The organism is Cupriavidus respiraculi (assembly GCF_914271545.1).
Classification (GTDB): domain Bacteria; phylum Pseudomonadota; class Gammaproteobacteria; order Burkholderiales; family Burkholderiaceae; genus Cupriavidus; species Cupriavidus respiraculi.
In genome coordinates, this window is record NZ_CAJZAH010000001.1 from 1,518,041 (window position 1) to 1,536,287 (window position 18,247).

Annotated in this window: 18 protein-coding genes; 10 read left to right on the forward strand and 8 right to left on the reverse strand. The window is 68.0% G+C overall.

Going from position 1 to position 18,247, the window contains the following annotated elements; translation table 11 throughout:
* Positions 1–61 precede the first annotated feature (61 nt).
* From LDO27_RS06770 to LDO27_RS06785, 4 genes are all read left to right on the forward strand, one after another.
* Entirely contained in the window at positions 62–2,491 is a 2,430-nt protein-coding gene (locus tag LDO27_RS06770; protein ID WP_224040538.1) for a penicillin acylase family protein, read from the forward strand.
* A 107-nt stretch (positions 2,492–2,598) separates the two neighbouring features.
* Positions 2,599–3,042: a CopG family transcriptional regulator gene (locus LDO27_RS06775; protein ID WP_224040540.1), complete on the forward strand. Its 444-nt coding sequence runs from the start codon at positions 2,599–2,601 to the stop codon at positions 3,040–3,042.
* Between the two features lie 27 nt (positions 3,043–3,069).
* Positions 3,070–4,182: an extracellular catalytic domain type 1 short-chain-length polyhydroxyalkanoate depolymerase gene (locus LDO27_RS06780; RefSeq protein WP_224040543.1), complete on the forward strand. Its 1,113-nt coding sequence runs from the start codon at positions 3,070–3,072 to the stop codon at positions 4,180–4,182.
* 141 nt (positions 4,183–4,323) lie between these two features.
* Entirely contained in the window at positions 4,324–4,482 is a 159-nt protein-coding gene (locus LDO27_RS06785; protein WP_377747287.1) for a glycine zipper 2TM domain-containing protein, read from the forward strand.
* A gap of 86 nt (positions 4,483–4,568) precedes the next feature.
* Here the strand turns inward: LDO27_RS06785 and LDO27_RS06790 are convergent, their stop codons facing one another.
* Positions 4,569–5,012 carry a BLUF domain-containing protein gene (locus LDO27_RS06790; protein WP_224040545.1) on the reverse strand — a complete coding sequence of 148 codons (444 nt, stop codon included), beginning with the start codon at positions 5,010–5,012 and terminating at the stop codon, positions 4,569–4,571.
* Positions 5,013–5,024: 12 nt separating this feature from the next.
* On the reverse strand, positions 5,025–5,792 hold the full coding sequence (gene folE / locus LDO27_RS06795) for a GTP cyclohydrolase I (RefSeq protein WP_377747288.1): 768 nt from the start codon (positions 5,790–5,792) through the stop codon (positions 5,025–5,027).
* Between the two features lie 330 nt (positions 5,793–6,122).
* On the opposite strand from folE, the gene LDO27_RS06800 reads away from it, so the two are divergent.
* The gene (locus LDO27_RS06800) at positions 6,123–6,284 is read left to right on the forward strand and encodes a hypothetical protein (protein ID WP_222204338.1); all 162 of its coding nucleotides are present in this window, start codon (positions 6,123–6,125) and stop codon (positions 6,282–6,284) included.
* Positions 6,285–6,348: 64 nt separating this feature from the next.
* On the opposite strand, the gene cynS is transcribed toward LDO27_RS06800, so the two are convergent.
* The 6 genes from cynS to LDO27_RS06830 form a co-directional block, all read right to left on the reverse strand.
* Positions 6,349–6,792: a cyanase gene (gene cynS, locus LDO27_RS06805; RefSeq protein ID WP_222204336.1), complete on the reverse strand. Its 444-nt coding sequence runs from the start codon at positions 6,790–6,792 to the stop codon at positions 6,349–6,351.
* A gap of 36 nt (positions 6,793–6,828) precedes the next feature.
* Complete coding sequence (locus tag LDO27_RS06810; RefSeq protein ID WP_222204334.1) at positions 6,829–7,707, reverse strand: ABC transporter ATP-binding protein; 879 nt, start codon at positions 7,705–7,707, stop codon at positions 6,829–6,831.
* Positions 7,708–7,712: 5 nt separating this feature from the next.
* Positions 7,713–8,642, reverse strand: a complete 930-nt coding sequence (gene ntrB / locus LDO27_RS06815) for a nitrate ABC transporter permease (protein WP_224040546.1) — start codon at positions 8,640–8,642, stop codon at positions 7,713–7,715.
* Positions 8,643–8,662: 20 nt separating this feature from the next.
* Entirely contained in the window at positions 8,663–10,087 is a 1,425-nt protein-coding gene (locus LDO27_RS06820; protein ID WP_224040548.1) for a CmpA/NrtA family ABC transporter substrate-binding protein, read from the reverse strand.
* Between the two features lie 172 nt (positions 10,088–10,259).
* A complete protein-coding gene (locus tag LDO27_RS06825; RefSeq protein WP_224040550.1) occupies positions 10,260–10,904 on the reverse strand; it encodes a response regulator in 645 nt (214 codons plus the stop codon).
* Positions 10,901–12,151 carry a PAS domain-containing sensor histidine kinase gene (locus LDO27_RS06830; protein ID WP_224040552.1) on the reverse strand — a complete coding sequence of 417 codons (1,251 nt, stop codon included), beginning with the start codon at positions 12,149–12,151 and terminating at the stop codon, positions 10,901–10,903. Before LDO27_RS06830 ends, LDO27_RS06825 begins: the two co-directional genes overlap by 4 nt.
* 709 nt (positions 12,152–12,860) lie before the next feature.
* On the opposite strand from LDO27_RS06830, the gene LDO27_RS06835 reads away from it, so the two are divergent.
* From LDO27_RS06835 to LDO27_RS06855, 5 genes are all read left to right on the forward strand, one after another.
* Positions 12,861–13,145, forward strand: a complete 285-nt coding sequence (locus tag LDO27_RS06835) for a hypothetical protein (RefSeq protein ID WP_222204324.1) — start codon at positions 12,861–12,863, stop codon at positions 13,143–13,145.
* A gap of 245 nt (positions 13,146–13,390) precedes the next feature.
* Complete coding sequence (locus LDO27_RS06840; protein ID WP_222204323.1) at positions 13,391–14,815, forward strand: mannose-1-phosphate guanylyltransferase/mannose-6-phosphate isomerase; 1,425 nt, start codon at positions 13,391–13,393, stop codon at positions 14,813–14,815.
* Positions 14,802–16,028, forward strand: a complete 1,227-nt coding sequence (gene gmd, locus LDO27_RS06845; protein ID WP_224040554.1) for a GDP-mannose 4,6-dehydratase — start codon at positions 14,802–14,804, stop codon at positions 16,026–16,028. Before LDO27_RS06840 ends, gmd begins: the two co-directional genes overlap by 14 nt.
* Positions 16,029–16,121: 93 nt before the next feature.
* Complete coding sequence (locus tag LDO27_RS06850) at positions 16,122–17,426, forward strand: lipopolysaccharide biosynthesis protein (protein WP_224040556.1); 1,305 nt, start codon at positions 16,122–16,124, stop codon at positions 17,424–17,426.
* 68 nt (positions 17,427–17,494) lie between these two features.
* Complete coding sequence (locus LDO27_RS06855) at positions 17,495–18,232, forward strand: DUF4351 domain-containing protein (RefSeq protein ID WP_224040558.1); 738 nt, start codon at positions 17,495–17,497, stop codon at positions 18,230–18,232.
* Positions 18,233–18,247: the final 15 nt, after the last annotated feature.

Consider the following 18,247-nt stretch of genomic DNA (forward strand, 5'->3'; position numbering starts at 1 on the left):
GCTATTGTTGTCTGGCCCCGCGGTGGGCATTCCATAACAAGCCGTCCAACGGAGACATACCATGCAACTCGCAACCGCTCCTCGCGCCCTGGCGCTGGCCATTGCCATCGGCATCGCCCCGGGTTTCTCATGGGCCGACAGCCGGCCCGCCGGCGAGCGCTTCGACGCGCCCGGGCTCGAGAAGCCCGCCACCATCCTGGTGGACCGCTGGGGCGTGCCGCATATCTATGCGAATACGCTGTACGACGCCTTCTATGCGCAGGGCTTCGTCGCCGCGCGCGATCGCCTGTGGCAGATCGACCTGTGGCGCAAGCGGGGACTGGGCGAGATGGCGCGCGACTTCGGTCCGGCCTACGTGGAGGGCGATCGCATGGCGCGCGCCGTACTGTACCGGGGCGACATGTACCGCGAATGGCTGGCCTACGGCTCGGACGCCAAGCGCGTCGCCGAGGCCTTCGTCGCCGGCGTCAATGCCTATGTCGCGCTGACCGAGAGCCGGCCCGAGCTACTGCCGGCGGAATTCCGCCAGCTGCGCTACAAACCCGCGCGCTGGCGCGCCGAGGACATCGTGCGCATTCGCCACCACGGGCTGACGCTGAACTTCACCGGCGAAACGGACCGCGCCCAGCTCTACTGCCAGGCCAAGGGCGAGGCGCCGCGCGCCGACTGGCTGCGGCGGGAACTGGACCCGCCGATCGAGCCGCGCCTGCCCGAAGGGCTGGACCCCTGCGCCATTCCGGCGGCAGAACTGAAGAAGGCCTATGGCCTTGCCACCGCGCCGGCCCGCTTCCCCAAGGAGGCGTGGACCACTGCCGATGCCGCCACCAGCGCCCACGAGCTGTATGCGATGGCGGAGGCGGACAGCGACACCGCGCGCAGCCTGGGTTCGAACAACTGGGTGATCGCCGGCAAGCGCACGCAAAGCGGCCGGCCCATCCTCGCCAACGACCCGCACCGCTCGCACGGCGCACCGAGCCTGCGCTACATCAGTCATCTGAACGCCCCGGGCCTGTCCGCCATCGGGGCCGGCGAGCCCTTCCTGCCGGGCATCTCGATCGGCCACAACGGCACCATCGCCTTTGGCCTGACGCGCTTCTACATGGACCAGGAAGACCTTTACGTCTACGAGACCAATCCGGCCGCGCGCAACGAGTACAAGTACAAGGGCCGCTGGGAACCGATGGAAACCGTCACCGAGGAGATCGCCGTGCGCGGCGAGGCCGCGCCGCGCAAGGTGACCATCGACTTCACCCGCCATGGCCCGGTGCTGCATGCGGACGCGGCCACCGGCCGGGCATGGGCGCTGCGCGCGGCATGGCTGGACCAGGGCATGGCGCCTTACTTCGGCTCGATGGACTATATGCGCGCGCAAAACTGGGACCAGTTCCGCGCGGCGATGAACCGTTGGGGCGCGCCGGGCGAAAACCAGGTCTACGCCGATCGCGGCGGCAATATCGGCTGGCTGCCGGGCGGGCTGACGGTGGTGCGCCCGAACTGGGACGGCCTGTTTCCGGTGCCGGGCGATGGCCGCTACGAATGGGCGGGCTATCGCAACATGGACGAACTGCCTTTCGCCTATAACCCGGCCGCAGGCTATGTGGTCACGGCCAACGAGAACAATATTCCGCCTGACCACCCCGCCGCCCGCGCGGGCATCGGCTACGAATGGAGCGATACCTCGCGCGCGCGCCGCCTGAAGGCGCTGGTGGGGGCGGCGCCCATCTCGTCGCTGGCCGACTCGATGGCGTGGCAGAACGACACCGTCTCGCTGCCCGCGCAGCGCGTCGTGGCGCTGCTGCCCGGGCTGGAAAGCGCCGATCCGCAGGTGGCCCGCGCGCTCGGCCTGCTGCGCGGGTGGGACGGCAACCTGCGCGCCGACAGCGTGCCGGCCGCGCTGTTCGAGATCTGGTTCAGCAACCATCTGCGGGCGGCCGTGGTGCGGGCCGCGCTGTCCCCCGAGGCGGCCAAGCTGGTCGGCGCAGGCGATGCCGCCCGCGTGCTCGCGGCGCTGGAGCAGCCGCAGCCGTGGATGCCCATGGCGCGCCGTAACGAGATCATGCTGGCCTCGCTCAAGAGCGCCATGGCCGAACACGAGCGCCGCTCGGGCGGCGAGAAGCTGGTCGCCTGGGGACAGCTGCACCGCGCCATCTTCGAGCATCCGTTGTCCGCCATCTCCGACGAGGCCACGCGCCAGCGCTACAACGTCGACGCGGGCGGCATCGGCGGCTCGGCCTTCACGCCGATGAACACGAGCTACCGCAACAGCGACTACCGGCTCACCGCCGGAGCGTCGTTCCGCATGGTGCTGGACGTGGGCAACTGGGACGCGGGACGGGTGATCAATACTCCAGGGCAGTCGGGTGACGCGGCCAACCCGCACTATCGCGACCTCGCACCGGTGTGGGCGAGGAGCGAGTACTTCCCCCTGCTTTACACGCGCAAGGCCGTGGAGAAGGAAAGCCGCCAGCGGCTGGAGCTGGTGCCGCGCTGAAGCGGGCGCCGCCCCGCGGTTTTCCCCGGGGCGGCGCGGCAAGCGGCAAATATCGATTGACTCCGCCCCTATACCATCCTATAACCATCCCAGTGGATGTTAATTGGATGGATATGTCAAAAGAAGCGGATCAAAGCTCACTTCCCCTCGCGCCGCGCCCCAAGGGGGGCGATACCGAGAAAATCACCATCAATCTCGGACCGGTCGATCTTGGCCAGATCGATCTGCTGGTCGAGGAGGGGTTTTATTCCAACCGGACCGACCTGATTCGCACGGCCATTCGCAATCAGCTCGCCCTTCACGCGCAGGCGGTCAGCGAAACGGTGACCCGACGGGCCCTCGTGCTCGGCCTGCAGCACTTCTCGCGTCAGGACCTCGAGGCCGCCCAGGCGGCGCACCAGCGTCTGGACATTCACGTGCTGGGGCTTGCCAGCATCGCCACCGACGTCACTCCCGAACTTGCCCTCGCCACCATCAACTCGATCGTGGTGCTGGGTGCCTTCCATGCGCCTGCCGCCGTCAAGACGGCGCTGGCCGGGCGCATCCGCTGACCGCGGATCGCCAAACCGGAAAACCCGATGAAAATGAACGAAGACTTCCTCGCGTCGATGCAGGAAGCCATGCAGATCCTGCGGACCAGCGGTCCGCTCGAAGCGACAGAAGCGATCCAGCGCGCGCTGCGCGGCGGGGATGCGGGCGTGTCCGCCCCTGCGCCGGCCGGTCATGCGGCCATCGCAGAGCCGGCGCGGCGCGACGCCGCCGCCCGGGATCACGACGCACCGCGCGCCCGTGCAACCGCGCGCACGCAGGCACATCCCCAGCGCCACACGGACGCGCAGGCCAGTGGCCACTTCAGCAGCCGCACCTACGCCGGCGCCACCGGCAAGCGCGACTACAAGCTCTATGTGCCCGGGGGCTACGGGAACGAGCCCGTGCCCCTGATCGTCATGCTCCACGGCTGCACGCAAGATGCCGACGATTTCGCCGCGGGCACGCGCATGAATCTGCTTGCCGAACAGCACAACTTTCTGGTGGCATACCCGATCCAGCCGGCCAGCGCCAACCCTTCCAAGTGCTGGAGCTGGTTCAAACCCGGCGACCAGCAGCGCGATCGCGGGGAGCCGGCGCTGATCGCGGGCATTACGCGCGAAGTCATGTCCAGCTACCGGGTGGATTCGCAGCGCGTGTATGTGGCGGGCCTGTCCGCCGGCGGGGCCATGGCCGCCGTGATGATCCAGACCTATCCGGAACTGTACGCGGCCGCGGGGGTGCATTCGGGCCTGCCCTATGGCAGCGCGCAAGACCTGCCCTCGGCGCTGGCCGCGATGAAGGGTGGCAAGGGCGGCGCGGGCCGGCGCAGGCCGGCCGCCAGCAGCGCGGCGCCGCGCCGGCCCGTGATCGTGTTCCACGGCGATGCCGATACCACGGTCCATCCCGCCAACGGCGGACGTGTCCTGCAAGGCTTCGACCACGCCGCGGCGGGCGCGCGGCATGCCCAACCAGGCGGGCGTCCTTACACGCGGCACGAACTGCGCTCCGCGGATGGCATCGAGGCGGAACAGTGGATCGTCCATGGCGCGCCGCACGCATGGGCGGGCGGCAGCAGCCGGGGGTCGTACACCGATGTCGATGGACCGGACGCCAGCGCGGAAATGGTCCGGTTTTTCCTGGCCCATCCGGCCCGCCCGTAGCCGGCGAGCGTCGTCCTGTTCCTACAGGGCTTTCAGCGCCGGGCCTAACCAGCCGACCGGGCATGCGGGCTATCGTAGAGCCATATCGGCGGCCGTCGCCGCCGCGGAGGGCATGACATGATCAGAACCGCGATAGTGATAATGACCAGTGCCTTTGCGATTGCGCTGACCGGCTGCACGGCCGCCGGCGCGGTGGCAGGTGGCGTCGCCGGCCACGAACTGAGCGACGGCAGCCCTTGGGGCACGATCGGTGGCGCCGCCGTGGGTGGCGTGATCGGCCACGAACTGGGCAAGGACTGACCGGCCGCGCACTTCGCTGTCGGTCTCCGGGCCGCCGCACCAGCGCGGGTCTCGTACCCGCGCTTTGTTTTTGGCGCGGCAGCCCGCTAATACATCGGGCGGTCCGATGCGCGCGTGACGATGGACGCGCCGGCGATCAGCTCGCCCAGCAACGCCAGCGAGGCGCGTCCGCTGCTTTCATAGGGATCGAAGTGCGCCTGGGGCGAATACTTGAGCATGGTTGCCACGTTGACCTTGCTGGTATTGACATGCCCCATCGCCCACCCGGCGAACTCGCGCTCCAGGATTTCCTCGTAGTGCAGCAGCACCAGGTCGTGGTGGCGGGGATCGCGCGCGATCGCCTGGTACAGGTGCGATACCGCCATGCGCCCGCCCTCCAACGCTTGCAGGAACATGCCGTTGCCATGGCAAAGCACGCCCGTGATGCCGTTGCGGGCATTGTTTTCCAGGCTGGTGGCCAGGATGTCCTCCATCAGCGTGGCGGGCGCGGGCTCGCTGGCGCGGCTCGCGTAAAGCAGACGTACGAGCATGGCGGCGCCTCCTTAGCGTCGGTTGAGATTGAGCAGCGTCAGGAATTCGCGCCGCAGGCTGTCATCCTTCAGGAAAGACCCGCGCATGACGCTGTTGGTCATCTTGGCATCGGTGTCGCGCACGCCGCGCCAGTGCATGCAGAAGTGCTCGGCTTCCATCACGATGGCCAGCCCGTCCGGCTTCATCTTCTCCTGCAGCAGGTCGGCCAGCTGGCTCACCGCTTCCTCCTGGATCTGCGGCCGGCACATGATCCATTCGGCCAGCCGCGCATACTTGGACAGCCCGATCAGGTTGGAATGCTGGTTGGGCATCACGCCCACCCACAGCTTGCCCAGGATCGGGCACAGGTGGTGCGAGCAGGCGCTGCGCACCCGCATCGGCCCGACGATCATCAGCTCGTTGAGCTGCTCGACGTTGGGAAACTCCGTCACGTCCGGCGCATGGACATAGCGGCCGGCGAAGATTTCCTTCAGGTACATCTTGGCGACGCGGCGCGCCGTCTCCTGCGTATTGTGGTCGTTGTCGACGTCGATCACCAGGCTGCGCAGCACCTCGGTCATCCGCTCTTCCACCTCGTCCTGCAGCGCCTGCAGTTCGCCCGGCTCGATATAGCGCGAGATATTGTCGTTGGCGTGGAAGCGTTGGCGCGCCGCCTCGAGCCGGGCGCGAATGCGCGCCGAAACGAGGGGCCCGCCGGCCGGGGCGTGAGCGCCATCGGCGTCGTCGGGCTTTGCCGCGCGCGCGCCGCGCGCGTTCAGCGTGGGATCCATGTCGGTCATCCGAAGTTGTCCAGCGAAATGCTAACTGGCAAGGCGGCCCATGCCGCGTCGCCGGCCGCCGCCCGCGTGCAACGGCCCGGCGCAACGGCAGGATCGATGCAAAATCGCAGCGGCGATCACATTGGACTATATGGGTCCCGTCGCAGTGCCGCAACCACCGTACGGCGGAGCGCCCGATTTGGCGGCCGGGGGCCGGAATTGACGACAAAAGCGGAACAGTGTGTTCTTCGCCGCCCGGATTTTCTTTGGGACGGGGTTGGCTACCATGCTTGGCATGCGACGGCAATGCCGTCATACCCTTTCATCAGCACGCAAACCAGCAGGCATACCATGTCCCAGCAGAACAACCAGCACGACACCGAGGCGCAACAGGCCGACTTCGACCTCGACATCCCGCAAGGCTCGCTCGAAGCGGCCGCGTTCGCCGAATTGCCCTATACGTTCGCGCGCGGCGGCACCTGCGCCCGCTACTACAACGAGTTCTTCGGCTGAACGCGGCGACGAGGCGGCGCCGGGCCGCCGCCTCCCCGCAAGGAGCCCTCGCTCGATCCGTCTCTCAATACGTCTTGTAGGGCAGGAACTTGCCCGACATCTCGATGCGCACCCGGTCCCCATTGGGATCGGCCTCGCGCTGCAGGTCCATGCGGAAATCGATGGCGCTCATGATGCCGTCGCCGAATTCCTCGTGGATCAGCGCCTTGAACGTCGTGCCATAGACGCTGACCAGTTCGTAGAAGCGGTAGATCAGCGGGTCGGTCGGCACCGTGGTCGGCAGCGAACCCTTGTACGGTACGGTCTTGAGCCAGGGCTCGGCTTCCGGCGGCAGGCCGAAGATCTCCATCACGGCCCGGGCGCCGGCGTCGTCGAAGACCATCTGGCCCAGGCACGCGGCCGTCGTCCATTCCTTGCTCTTGCCGACCTTGTCGGCGACCTGGGCCCAACTGATGCCCTTGCTGACCTTGGCTTCGATGATCAGGTCGGTAACGTCGCTGCGGTTCATGGTTTGTCCTCTCGGTGTCGTAGGCGGAATCGGAAATCAGGCGATGCGGGCCAGCGGCGGGCCGGACGCCGCCGGCGCGGGCTGCGGCTCGCTGCCGGGAGACACCACCGGGGGTTCCGCGGGCGCGCGCCCGCCGGCGTAGCCGTTCGCGCGCGTGACCAGGAAGTCCACCAGGTGGTTGCGGATCGCGTAATAGCGGGGGTCGTGGTGCAGCGTGGCGCGCTGCCGGCTGCGGGGCAGGACGTTGCGCACCACCTCGGCGATGCCGGCGCGGGGTCCGTTGCCCATCAGCAGGATGGTGTCCGCAAGCAGGATCGCCTCGTCCACGTCGTGCGTGATCATGAAGACCGTCTGTCGCGTGGCCGCGCAGATGCGCAGCAGCTCGTCCTGGATGGTGCCCCGCGTGAGCGCGTCGAGCGCGCCGAACGGCTCGTCCAGCAGCAGCATCTTCGGTTCGATGGCGAAGGCCCGCGCGATGCCCACCCGCTGCTTCATGCCGCCCGACAGCGCGGACGGCTTCTTGTCGATGGCATGCGCGAGGCCGACCATCTCCACGTAGCGCTCGACATGCGCGTCGACCTGCGCCGCATGCCACTGGGGCCAGCGCGACCGCACGGCGAAGGCGATATTGCGGCGAACGGTGAGCCACGGCATCAGCGCGTGTCCCTGGAACACCACGCCGCGCTCCAGGCTCGGCCCGGCGATCTCGCGCCCGCCCATGATCACGTGGCCCTCGCTGGCCGCTTCCAGCCCGGCCAGCACGTTGAGGATGGTGGTCTTGCCGCAACCGGAATGGCCGACGATGCAGACGAACTCGCCTTGCGCGATGCCGAAATTGACGCGCTCGAAGACCGTCGTGTCGGCACCGGGATAGCGCTTGGCCAGCGCCTCGACCTTCAGGAAAGGTTGTTCCATGCGCCCTACTCCACGTAGCTGACCAGCTTCTGCAGGCGCGCGAACATCATGTCCAGCGCCATGCCGACCACCCCGATCATCAGGATGGCGAAGATCACGTTGGCGAGCGACAGGTTGTTCCACTCGTTCCACACGAAATAGCCGATGCCGGTGCCGCCCACCAGCATCTCGGCGGCCACGATCACCAGCCACGCGATGCCCATCGAGATGCGCATGCCGGTCAGGATGGTGGGGGCCGCGGCCGGCAGGATGACCTCGCGCGCGCGGCGCCAGGCGGACACCTCCAGCGTGCGCGCCACCGCCAGCCATTCGCGCCGCACCGTCGCCACGCCGAACGCCGTATTGGTCAGCATGGGCCAGACGGAGCAGATAAAGATCACGAAGATGCCGCTGATCGACGAGTCCTTGATCGTGTAGAGCGCGATCGGCATCCAGGCCAGCGGCGAGATGGGCTTGAGCACCTGGATGAAGGGGTTCAGCGCGCGGAAGGCGAGCGGCGACATGCCCACCAGAAAGCCCAGCGGCACCGCCACCAGCGCGGCCAGCGCAAAACCGAGGCCAACGCGCGCGAGCGACCAGCCGAGCTGGATGCCGATGCCCTTGTCATTGGGGCCGTTGTCATAGAACGGCTGCGACAGGTTGGCGGCGATGGTGCGCCCCAGCGCTGCCGGCGTGGGAAAGCCGCTGGACGGCTGCTCGGCACCGGCCGCCGCCCCGGGGTCCTTGCCGAGCAGCTTCATGTACTCGATCTGCTCCGCCGTGTACTGCTGGGCGACCGTGGCGGCCGGCATGGTGGCGACGTGCCACACGCCGAGCACGGACAGCAGGATCAGCAGCGACAGCAGCGCGCCCTGGATGGCAAGCCGCGACGAAGCGGACAGGCGGCTGGCGCGCGCCTGGGCAGGCGGGCGGCGGACGGATTCGGGCAGGGACATCGCGGGCTCCGGGACGGCTTTCACGTGCGGCGGATCGGAAAGCTGGCCAGATACGCGTCGGGGCGCGCCGGGTCGAACTCCTTGCCCATGATCCGGAAGCGCGGATACGCGCCATCCGGCACGGTCTGTCCCAGCGACTTCATGGCCTGCCGGGCGTCGGTGAGCAGGAACACCTTCTCGGCGATCTGGCGGTAGTCGACCTCGCCCTTCACATAGCCCCAGCGCTTCATCTGCGTGAGCATCCACACCGCCATCGACTGCCAGGGAATCGGATCGAAGTCCGCGCGGTCCGGCACCTCGCGCACATTGCCCAGGCCGTCGGCGAAGCGCCCGGTGAGTACCTGCGCGACCACGGTCTCCGGCTGGTTCAGATAGGCCTGCGGCGAGATCACCTTGGCGATCAGCGGGCGGTTCTTCGGGTCGCACGCCATCGCGGAGGCGGTCAGCACCGAGCGGTACAGCGCCGCGAAGGTGTTGGGATGGGCGCGGATGAAGTCGGCGGACGTGCCAAAGGCGCAGCAGGGATGGCCGTTCCACAGATCGCGCGTGAGCACGTGCAGGAAGCCCACCTCGTCATACACGGCACGCTGGTTGAACGGGTCCGGACCGAGGAAGCCGTCGATATTGCCGGCACGCAGGTTCGCCACCATCTCCGGCGGCGGCACCACGCGGATCTGGATGTCCCGGTCCGGGTCCAGCCCCGCTTCTGCCACGTAGTAGCGCAGCAGAAAGTTGTGCATCGAGTAGTCGAACGGCACCGCGAAGCGAAAACCCTTCCACTGCTTCGGATCGCGCTTGTCCTTGTGCCGCACCGACAGCGTGATGGCCTGCCCATTGGTGTTCTGGATGGTGGCCACGTTCATCGGCACCGGGTTGGATCCCGCGCCCAGCGTCATCGCCAGCGGCATCGGCGACAGGAAGTGCGTGGCGTCGTATTCGCGGTTGAGCATCTTGTCGCGGATCAGCGCCCAGCCCGCGGTCTTGACGACCTCCACGTTCAGGCCCTGCTCGCGATAGAAGCCCAGCGGATGCGCCATGATCAGCGGCGTCGCGCAGGTGATGGGAATGAAGCCGATCTTCAGGTCGCGCTTTTCCGGCGCGCGCTTTTCCTGGGCCATTGCCTGCAGCGCATGCAGCGGCAGCACGCTGGAGATGGCCGCCATGGCCGTGCCCCGGCCCACGGCGCGCAGGAACCGCCGGCGCACGGCCTCCTGCGGGAAGATGGCCTTGACCAGCGCAGCCTCGAGAAGGCGGTTGGAGAGCGCTTCCGCGTTCGTGGCCTCCGTGCCCGGCCGTACCGCGCGCGCCATCGCGGCATCGTGATCGGCCGTGCTGGCATGCTGCCCGCAGGCGCAGCCGGCCAGCAGCGGCCGCTCGGCGTCGTAGGGGTCAGGCAGGTCGTGCGCGGACGCGGCGGCGCGTCCCTCTGGCTTGACAGCGGTCATGGCAGCTCCCCGGCTGGTTGGTCAATGTGTTGCGCCTTTGCGCAGGCGAATCTCTTGTGGCTCCCATGCTAGGGACGATGGCCTCGGCCCGGTATCGCGCCAGCAGGGAAAGCGCTGTCGTGGCGCACGTGATGCCCTGTAGTGCCAGCACTACAGGGCGGCCACCACGGGCCTATGCCTCGAGCAGGTTCTGGCGTACCGCGTACAGCGCGAGTTCGACGTCGTTGCGCACGCCGGTCTTCTCGAGGATCCGCGCGCGGTAGGTGCTGACGGTATTGGGGCTGAGCGCCAGCGCCTGCGCGATCTGCCCCACGGTATTGCCGGCCGCGATCAGGCGGAACACCTGGTATTCGCGGTTGGACAGCGTCTCGTGGGCCTGCCGCCCCGCCATCTCGCTGATGGCGGCGGCCAGCGCCTCCGCGATGGCGGGCGTCACATAGACCTTGCCGGCCGCCGCCTTGCGGATGGCGGCCACCAGTTCCTCCGTATCCGCACTCTTGTTCAGATAGCCGGCGGCGCCCAGACGGATCGAGCGCACCGCGTACTGCTTGTCCGGATAGGTGGACAGCATCAGCACCGGCAGCCGGGGCATCTCGCTCTTGAGCTGGCGCAGCACGTCCAGCCCGTCGCGGCCGGGCATGGCGATATCGAGCAGCAGCACGTCGGCCGGGCACGGATTCGCCTCGCGCAGCAGGCGCACCGCCTCCGGGCCATCGGCCGCTTCCGCCACCACGCCGATATCGTCCGCATCGGCCAGGATCTGGCGCAGGCCCTCGCGCACGATACGGTGGTCGTCGCAGATCAGTACCCGGATCATGCTGCGTTCTCCTCGCGGCAATGCGGCTCGTGACCGGATGCGGGCGCCCGCGTGTCCGCGGGCATCGTCAGCCGCACCGTGGTGCCCGCGCCGGGGCGGCTGTCGATCTGCACCGTGCCGCCGAAGTGCGACGCGCGCTCGCGCATGCCCAGCACGCCGTAGGCGGCGGCGCGCTCGAAGGCGGCGGCGGGCGCCCCGCGGCCGTCGTCCCGCACCTCGATGCGCAGGCCGTCGGCGCCGGCGCGCACGCCGATGCGCACGCTGCGGGCCTGCGCGTGCCGCGCCACGTTGGACAGCATTTCCTGGAAGATGCGGAACACCGCGATGGCACGGGCGCCTTCAGGCGCGGCGGTGCCCTCGTCGATATCGAAACGCCGCACGCAGCGCAGCTCCGCGCTGTCGGCGAACTCCTGCGCCTGCCACTCCAGCGCGGCCCACAAGCCCTGGTGGTCGAGGATCGACGGGCGCAGGTCGGTCATGATGCGGCCGACGTTGTCGACCGCGTTGTCGATCAGCGTTCCCATGCGCCGGCATTTCGCCAGCCATTCCGGGTGGGGCGCCAGCCGGTGCGCGAGCCAGTTCACATCCATCTTCAGCGCCACCAGCAGGCTGCCGAGTTCATCGTGGATCTCGCGCGCGATGCGCGTGCGTTCGTCCTCGCGCACGCTGTCCAGGTAGGCCGACAGCTCGCGCAGCTGCGCCAGCGCGTCCGACAGCGCGCGCGTGCGCTGCTCCACGCGCCGCTCCAGCAGATCGTTGGCCTGGCGCAGCAGTTCCTGCGCCCGCTGCCGTTCGGAGATGTCGACGAAGGTCACCACCGCGCCCAGCACCGTGCCTTCGTCGATCACGGGGTGCGAGGAATATTCCGCATGGAAGCTGCTGCCGTCGGCGCGCCACATCACCTCGCTGTCGATGCGGCAACCGTGGCCGGCGCGAAAAGCGTTGAAGATATGGCAATCGCATTCGGCATAGCGGCTGCCGTCGGCGCGGGTATGGTGGACCAGCGCATGCATGTTGCGGCCGGCCATCTGCGCCGGCGTGTAGCCCAGCATGGCGGCGGCGGCGCGGTTCGCGTACATGCAGCGGCCCGCCGTGTCGACGCAGTAGATCCCTTCCCCGGTCGATTCCAGCAGCAGGCTCAGCCGCTCGTGCCATGGCGCGCCGTCCACGGCGCTGGCGGGCACGGCGCTGGCGGGCACGGCGTGGGCGGGCGAATGCGGCACGGCAAGCAGGGACGGGGGCGACATGGGCGGGCTCCGCGAGAGGGGCCTGCGCATCGCGCAAGCACCATGCCATCCGCGCATGCCGCCAAGGCCGCCCTGACGGCCGGCCGGTGCACCGTCGGGGACCGGCATGCGCACCGCGCCAGGGCATGGCACCCGGCGCAGGAGACCCCGCTGCACCACCGTGCGTACCCGTTTCTGCGGGGAGGCCCGGGCCGACGCGTCGACCGTACCCGTTTCTGCGGGGCGCCGAGGCGCGTTCTCGCCGTCATCGGCGTCGGCGCCGGTCTCCGATCCGTGCGGCTCGTATTACGGCTGTAACGCCACATTACGCCGTGCCCGCATGCCACGGTGCCGCCACCCTGTCCCCTGGCGCCGCCAAAAGCCGCGCAACCCCGCACCGGCAAGGATCGGGCGCATTCCACGCGGCATTCGCGGCGGCACGGCTCGCGGCCGCGGCTTGTGAAACAGCCTTACAAGTGCAACCGCCCGCACCCGATACGTGCCACTACATTCGAGCCATGTTCAACGCGCCCTTCTCAGGAGCACACCCATGAAACGCACCCTGTCCCTTGCCGTAGTCCTGTCCACCGCGGCGGTGCTGCTCTCGGCCTGCATCGTGGTGCCGCACCACGGCGGAGGCCATCGCCACCACCATCACCACCGCTATTGAGCGGCCCTCGCCGGCCACCGCAACCGCGCCCGAACAAACCCATCCTTGCAGGAGCACACCATGACCCGCCAACTGCTGATCGCACTCGGAACCCTTGCCGCCGGCGCCATGTTCGGCATCGTCACGCCCGCCCAGGCGCATTCTGACCATGACCACCGGGATCGCTACCAACGCCACGAGCGTCACCATCCGGTACCGCCCCATGCGCGTCCCTACGTGCGCCCGGTCCACGGCCACGCCCATGACCATCGCATGTCGCGCCCGGGACATCGCTGGGTGCCCGAGCGCTGGGTACGCGACCGGCACGGTCACCTGGTGAAGCGGCCGGGGTACTGGGTACGCTGAATACGGCGCACCGACGACGCCTGATCGTCGCGACGTGATGGAAGGGAATGCCGGCCGGTGGGCCGGCATTTTTTTTCCATGACGCGCCGCGCGCCTTGCTGTGGCGCCGGCACAACCGCCCCTTGCCCGGCGTGCACGCCTGTGTGCCCTATCCAACAGTGACCCGCTGACAGCGCCAGTACATTGACCCTCGACAACCGCCGGAGCGGAACAGACCGCATCCGCCGCGGCATATGGAGAGCGTCATGGCTAAGGACAATGAGATCGTACCGGTCGTGCTATGCGGCGGCACAGGTTCGCGCCTGTGGCCGCTGTCGCGCGACGGGCATCCCAAGCAGTTCCTGCGGTTGCTCGGCGAGCGTTCGCTGCTGCAGGATACGTTGCTGCGCGTGCGGGAGGTTCCCCACATCGCCGCGCCGATTCTGGTCAGCAACGAAGCGCACCGCTTCGTGGTGGCCGAACAGGCGCGCGAAATCGGCTGCGAGCCCGCGGCCATCATGCTCGAGCCGCATGCGCGCAATACCGCGCCGGCGGCCGCGGTGGCCGCGCTGCGCGCCCGGGCGAACGGCGCCGATCCGATTCTGCTGGTGCTGCCGTCCGATCACCTGATCCGCGACCACGAGGGCTTTGCCCGCGCGGTGACCGCAGCCAGCGCCGCGGCCGCGGCGGGCGCCATCGTCACGCTCGGCGTGGTGCCCACCTTCCCGGCGACCGGCTACGGCTATATCAAGGCGGTGCCCACCAATGTCACCGAGCTGCTGTCGGTGTCGCGCTTCGTCGAGAAGCCGTCGCTGGAGCAGGCCACCGACTATCTGGGCGAAGGCAACTGCTTCTGGAACAGCGGGATGTTCCTGTTCCGCGCCTCGGCCTACCTGGCGGCGCTGCAGGAGTTCGCGCCCGCGATCCTCGATGCCTGCAAGCAGGCGGTGGAGCGCGGCCAGATGGACCTGGACTTCTGCCGGCTCGACGGCGCAGCCTTCGAGGCGTGCCCGTCGGATTCGATCGACTACGCGGTGATGGAGCACGTGCGCGGCGCGCAGATGGCCCCGCTCGCCTCCGACTGGAGCGACGTCGGCTCGTGGGACGCCGTCTGGAAAGCGGCCGACAAGAACGCCGACAACAACGTCGCGATCGGCAACGTGGTCACCCACGGCGCGAAGGACTGCATGGTTCACGCGTCGCACCGGCTCGTGGCCATCGCGGGGCTGGACAACGTGATCGTGGTCGAGACCCCCGACGTCGTGATGGTGGTCCACAAGGACCACGCCCAGGACGTGAAGCATCTGGTGGAAGGACTGCGCGCCCAGGGACGCTCCGAGGCCACCCAGCACCGTCAGGTGTACCGCCCCTGGGGCTCGTACGACTCGGTGGACAACGGCCAGCGCTACCAGGTCAAGCGCATCAGCGTCAAACCCGGCGCCAAGCTGTCGCTGCAGATGCACCACCACCGCGCCGAACACTGGGTCGTGGTCTCCGGCACCGCGCGCGTGCGGCGGGGCGAGGTCGAGTACCTGCTGACCGAGGACCAGTCCACCTATATCCCAATCGGCGAGACACACAGTCTCGAAAACCCCGGCCGGATCCCGCTCGAACTGATCGAGATCCAGTCCGGTTCCTATCTTGGCGAAGACGACATCATAAGGATGGCAGATATCTATGGGCGCACATGATCTTGAGCCACTGGGCCAGCTTCCGGCCGTGGACCTTCAACTCGACACCGGCACCGGCGACAGCCAGCAGGGACGCGGCGGCCAGCGCACCAAGCGCGCGCTGATCACCGGCATCACCGGTCAGGACGGCGCCTATCTTTGCGAGCTGCTGCTGGGCAAGGGCTATGAGGTGCATGGCATCAAGCGCCGCAGCTCGCTGTTCAACACGGACCGCATCGACCACCTGTACGAGGATCCGCAGCGCCAGGACCGCCGCCTGTTCCTGCACCACGGCGACATGACGGACACGTCCAGCCTGGTGCGCGTGGTACAGCAGTCGCAGCCCGACGAGATCTACAACCTCGCGGCGCAGAGCCACGTGGCGGTCTCGTTCGAGGAGCCGGAGTACACCGCGAACACCGACGCGCTCGGTACGCTGCGCCTGCTCGAGGCCGTGCGCATCCTGGGCCTGGAGAAGACCACGCGCTTCTACCAGGCATCCACCTCGGAGCTGTACGGCCTGGTGCAGGAGATTCCGCAGAAGGAAACGACGCCCTTCTACCCGCGCAGCCCGTACGCGGCGGCCAAGCTCTACGCGTACTGGATCACGGTGAACTACCGCGAGGCCTACGGCATGTATGCCTGCAACGGCATCCTGTTCAACCACGAAAGCCCGATCCGCGGCGAGACGTTCGTGACCCGCAAGATTACGCGGGCCATTGCCCGTATCGCGCTGGGCCTGCAGGACACGCTGCATCTGGGCAACCTGTCGTCGCTGCGCGACTGGGGACATGCGCGCGACTACGTGGAAATGCAGTGGCTGATGCTGCAGCAGAACGCGGCCGAGGACTTCGTGATCGCCACCGGCGAGCAGCACAGCGTGCGCGAGTTCGTGCAGCGCGCGGCGGCCGAACTGGGCATCACGGTGCGCTTCGAGGGCAGCGGGGTCGACGAGGTGGGCGTGATCGACAGCATCGACAACAGCCGCCAGACCGTCGCCCCGGGGCGCAAGGTCGGCGACGTGATCGTGCGGGTGGACCCGCGCTACTTCCGTCCCACCGAGGTCGACACGCTGCTGGGCGATGCCACCCGCGCGCGCGACCGCCTGGGCTGGACGCCGCGCATCTCGTTCGGCGAGCTGGTGAGCGAGATGATCAGCGCCGACTATTCCGCCGCACGCCGCGACGCCCTGTGCAAGCTGGCCGGATTCCGCGCCTACGACCATCATGAGTGAGACCGCGCGGCGCCCCGTGCGCCGCGCGCATGATCTTCCAACAACAAACCGGACCGCGCGCCGCCTGGCCGGCGCCGGCAACGGAGCAAGGCCGTGAATCGAATCCTGCGCGGCATCGGCGCCAACGCCTTCGGGCAGGCCGTCACGGTCGTGACCCAGCTTCTGAACGTGCCGCTGTTCCTGGCCACGTGGGGAGCGGACCGCTATGGCATCTGGTTGATGCTGATCGCCGTGCCGGTCTATCTGGGCCTGGCGGACTTCGGCTTTACCGGCGTCGCGGTCAACCGCGTGGTGATGAACGTGGCCGCGGGCAAGCAGCGCGCCGCGCTGACCGCCTACCAGTCGGCCCTTGGCCTGCTGCTGGCGATCGGCGTGGCGCTGCTGTGCCTGTCCGGCGGCGTCGGCGCGGCCCTGGGCGCCCAGATCCAGCAATGGACCGGGCTTGGCCGCATGGAGGCCGTGCTGGCGATGCTGATGATCGCCGTGCAGGTCTTCGGCTACATGCTGGTGCTGCTCGTGCACGGCGTCTTCTACAGCAGCGGGCGCTATGCCGAGGCGATGCTGTGGCTCAACGTCTTCCGCCTGCTGGAGTTTGGCGCACTGGCCGCCGCCGTGCTGGTGTTCAAGGGCGGCTTCCTGATGCTGCTGGCCTTGCAGGCCGCCGGCCGCGTGATCCTGCTGGCGGTGCTGTACGCGCGCATGCTGCGCTTCGCCCCGTGGGGCCGCTTCGGCCTGTCCCACTTCTCGCGCGACGAAATCAAGGACATGTTCCTGCCCGCGCTCGCCTTCAACGCGTTTCCGATCGGCAACGCCCTCAATATGCAGGGGCTGGTGCTGTGCGCCGGCTTCCTCTTCGGTCCCGCGGTGGTTGCCTATTTCAGCGCGATCCGCACGCTCTCGCGCATCCCTTACCAGCTCGGCCAGCTGATCAGCCAGGCGCTGTCGCCCGAGATCGGGCGGCTCTACGGCCAGCGCAACGCCACGGCGCTGCGCGCGCTGTACCGCCATGCCCTGGCCGCATCCGTGGGCCTGGCCACGGCCTGCGCCATCGTGCTGTACGTGGCCGGCGACTGGATCTGCAACTACTGGACGCACGGCAAGCTGGTGCCGCAGCACCCCGACTACAGCTGGCTGCTGCTGGCGGCGGTGGTCAATTCGCTGTGGACCACGGCGTCCGTCATGGTCACCTCGACCAACAACCACGCGCGGCTGTCGCTGGTGTTCCTGGGCGCCAATGGCGGCGGCCTGCTGGTCGCGCTCGCCGCCGGGCCATGGCTCGGCCCCTCGGCGGTGTCGCTGGGCGTGCTGGTGACCGAAGCCATCGTGCTGATGGTGCTGCTGCCGCAGATCCAGGCGTTCGCCAAGCACGGGATATCGGGCGCATTGGCGCGCCCTTGAGGCGCGGCGCGCCGCGCATTCCAAGGGTTCATCGCGCCCGAAAACGATAGAGCGGCAACCTTGATGGAATGCAGCAGGAAGAGCCGCGAGCAAGCTTGCGGCTCTTCCTCCTCTTCTATCCCGCTCATGACGAACGAAAGCGACGCTTCATACAAGCTGCTCTTCTCCACGCCCGAATTTGTACGCGAACTGATACGGGGATTCTCTATACCGGACAGCGGACATGGACGGCAGCCACCGACATCGCCGCGCTGATTGCGCAGATGCCGGATACGGTTTCAAAATACCAGCCCAGGCTGTCCTATCTGCTGATCGATCGCAACCAATACCGGCAAGCCGATCTGGTCAAGATGAACAACCTCGTGGCCTGCGCCATTGGGCTGGAACAACCTGCCAGCAAGGAGACGTGTTCGGCGCTGATCGCTCAACTGCGGCTGATGGTCGGGACCAATGTCCCACTCACGCAAGTTGTTGTGCGATGGATGCGCGGGCTGGCTTTGCGCCACAGCAAGAGTTCATCGGTACCGCCCGTTTTGGCGGAAGCGGCTTTCAACAATCTGAAGGAATTCGAAATGACATGGGGACACCTTTTTGAACAGGAGCGGCAAGAAGGTCGGCAAGAGGGCCGAAAGGAGGGGCTACAGCAAGGCCAAGCTTTGGCGCTGCGCAAGCTATTGGTTCGGCGCTTCGGCAGCGTTCCACCGGAAATCGCTGGCCGTATCGACGTGGCTGCGCCGGAGCAGCTCGATGTGTGGTTGGATCGGGTTTTCTACGTGGACAGCCTGGCCGAAGTCTTCCGCGAATAGCGCAACACCCCCCTA